Below are 2,835 nucleotides of genomic sequence, written 5' to 3' on the forward strand. Positions count from 1 at the left end.
ACGAATAGCCCCGTGATGCCGCGGTATCGGCGGATATCGGGATTGTCCGACTTGTCGCCGACGAAAAGCGCCAGACGCGGTGCGACCGAGAGGCGATAGCCCCCGCCGAGCGGGATCGCCGCCATCGGCGCGACATAGAGGCTGTTGATGCTGCGCGACGCCGCGCCGTCGCGCCCGTTCGATTCATGCCGGATACCACCCTGCGCGCTCACCGAGATGCCGTTGGACAAAGTGGCGGAGGGGGTCAGATAGAAGAGTTCGGGCTGATAATCGACGTTGCGGAACGGCGAGGAGTCGCCGCCCAAATCCCAGAACATGCGCTGGGTGTAGGCGAAGTGAAGCCCGTCGCGCCAGGAGCGCGGCAGGCCTTCGGCCCGTCTCGATCCGAACAGCTGGTATTTGAAGCTGAACTGGATCCGCGCCTCGCTGTTGGTGCCGGGGCCGTAGACGGCGTAGATCGGCTCGTAAGCCGATAGATTGGCGAGAAAGGCATTGCCGGCCGAACGGTCGGCCGGCGAAGGCGCCGTTTCCCGCTTTGGCTCGGGAGGCGGCTGCGATGTGGACATGGCCCGCGCCTCTTGCGTCGCGGGCCGCAAGGCAAGGGTGATCTTCTGCGAACTCCACGCCGGAATGGAAAGCGTCATGCCGTCCCGCGCCAGGTCGGAAGGCGCCGGAAGGCGATAGCGCGCGCGCATGAATCCGCCAGGCGGCACGGTCAGGCTGGCCGGGATGTTCGCGGCGCGTTCGAGCCAGACGGTCCGGACAGACCCGGAAGCCCCGATCCGTGCCTCGATCCGATCGGGCAAGGATAGCGTTTGCGGATCGCGGTCCCCGTTGAGCAATCGCAGATCGACCAGAATGGCGCCATCCTGGTCGATCTGGCCGGCATCGCCGATCAGGATTTCGACCGGCGAGGTCGCATGGGCCGCCGATGCGAGGAGGATCGATGCGCCCGCCATGAACCAGGAGAGCGACCGGGCCGTCATGCGAGCAGGTGCTGACTGCTGTCGCCTGCACTACGGACCAGATCATCGAACGGTCGTGTATATTCGCGCGCGATCCTGGCGTTGCACCGCGGTTGCTTGCCCGGCTGGAGGGCGAAGTGAAGTGCCCGGTCGGAGAAGATCCGGAAGATCGTCGCGGGTGACAGAGTCGGGGCGCACCGGGCGAAGGCCGGGACCGCGGCCCGATCGAATGTCTCTGCAAAGCCGTCCAGCGGGTCTGGCGGCGACGTGGCGGCGGATGTGACCATGTTTCTCACCTCCAATCGAACATGCCCTTCCATTGCCTTGCAGCGAGGAATGCGCACTACGCAATCACACAGCCTGGCCCAGCATCCTTCCTCAAAACCACTCCCGATTCATGCCATTCATTGTCAAGGCATTACCTTCATCCGACCGCCACCCGTGTCTTTCCGCAGAGTCGTTAGTCTCACAGAACGGTACCGCAGGGGAGAGATAAGGCGCAACCCCGGCCATCAGCATATCCGCGCCTGGCCCGACACAGAATATATCGTTCGCCATCCGGTTTGCGAGGATCCGCTGCTCCAGCCGTCGCCCATTCCTCACGCTTTTCCGCAGGGAAGGAGGGTCGGCTTGAGCGTCGATATGAAACGCATAAGTATAGTTCCCGATGGCGGCGCGTGCATCCTGCGATGCACATGAGCCGCATATCCTGCGGTGATCGGGAATCCAAAACGTCAAGGAGAGATGCCGGATCGGCTTGGCGACGCTCGTTTTTGGGCGGCGGTTTTCGTGCGCCCTGGAGGGACCGGATGTTCGAGTTCAATGACAAGGTCGCGATCGTGACCGGAGCCGCCAGCGGGCTGGGCGAGGCCATTTCCCGTGAGTTGGCCGCTTGCGGCGCCCGGCTCGTGCTCGCCGACCTCAATGTCGACCGCGCACACGCTCTCGCCGCCGAGATCGGTGACGACAGGGCCATTCCGCTTCGGACAGACGTAGCGAACGCCGCGGACGTCGAGGCGATGGTGGCTTTGACGGTGAAGAGCTTTGGCCGACTCGATCTTGCCGTGAACAATGCCGGCATCGGCGGCGCCTCCGCTCCGGCCGGTGAATATGATCTTGCAGAATGGCGGCGCGTGGTCAGCATCGACATGGACGGCGTGTTCTACGGCATGCGCTATCAGATCCCGGCGATGCTCGCCTCGGGCGGCGGGGCGATCGTCAACATGAGCTCGATCTGCGGCATGCTCGGCCTACCCGGCACGATCGCCTATACGGCCGCCAAGCACGCCGTGGTCGGCATGACCCGGACCGCAGCCGTCGACTATGCCCGCAAGGGCATTCGCATCAACGCGGTGGGGCCAGCGGTCATCGATACGCCGCTGATCCGGGCGCAGGGCGAACCGTCGCCCGCGCTGATCGATCAGCATCCTCTCGGCCGGCTCGGCAGGCCCGAGGAGGTGGCGGCGCTTGTCGCCTTTCTGCTCTCCGATCGCGCCTCGTTCATGACCGGCGGCTACTATCCCGTCGATGGCGGCTATCTGGCGCAGTGACCGCGCCGGCTGCCCCCTTTCCAACCAGCACCAGCAGCAAGGAAATAGCTATGTCCCGTATAGCGCTCATCACCGGCGGCGTGAGCGGCATTGGCGCCGCGACCGCACGACTTCTTAAGGCGCATGGCTACACGGTCGTCGCCAATTATTTCGGCAACGAGGTGGAAGCCCAGGCGTTTCACGACGAGACGGGCATTCCGGTCTATGGCTGGAACGTTGGCGATTTTGCCGCGAGCCAGGCGGGCGTCGCCAAGGTCGTGGCGGAGGTCGGGCCGGTCGACATCCTCGTCAACAATGCCGGCATCACCCGCGACGGCACG

4 protein-coding genes are annotated in these 2,835 nt (G+C 64.6%); 2 read left to right on the forward strand and 2 right to left on the reverse strand.

The features are described from left to right. Both L3X40_RS21440 and L3X40_RS21445 read right to left on the reverse strand, forming a co-directional pair. A partial coding sequence (locus L3X40_RS21440; RefSeq protein ID WP_237367367.1) for a phospholipase A occupies positions 1-986 on the reverse strand: 986 nt, incomplete at its 3' end. Further along, entirely contained in the window at positions 983-1,252 is a 270-nt protein-coding gene (locus L3X40_RS21445) for a hypothetical protein (protein ID WP_237367368.1), read from the reverse strand. The genes L3X40_RS21440 and L3X40_RS21445, both read right to left, overlap by 4 nt. A gap of 522 nt (positions 1,253-1,774) precedes the next feature. Here L3X40_RS21445 and L3X40_RS21450 point away from each other — a divergent pair. Together L3X40_RS21450 and L3X40_RS21455 are read left to right on the forward strand one after the other, a co-directional pair. After that, positions 1,775-2,515 (forward strand): SDR family NAD(P)-dependent oxidoreductase, encoded by a 741-nt coding sequence (locus tag L3X40_RS21450; protein ID WP_237367369.1) that lies wholly within the window; start codon positions 1,775-1,777, stop codon positions 2,513-2,515. A gap of 50 nt (positions 2,516-2,565) precedes the next feature. Continuing rightward, positions 2,566-2,835: SDR family NAD(P)-dependent oxidoreductase (locus L3X40_RS21455; RefSeq protein WP_237367370.1), on the forward strand; the 270-nt coding region annotated here is incomplete at its 3' end.

It is taken from the genome of Rhizorhapis sp. SPR117 (genome assembly GCF_021742065.1).

Excerpts from the sequence above, each read along its gene's own strand:
- L3X40_RS21445 (WP_237367368.1), bottom strand. The coding sequence starts at position 1,252 with ATGGTCACATCCGCCGCCACGTCGCCGCCAGACCCGCTGGACGGCTTT.
- L3X40_RS21450 (WP_237367369.1), top strand. The coding sequence starts at position 1,775 with ATGTTCGAGTTCAATGACAAGGTCGCGATCGTGACCGGAGCCGCCAGC.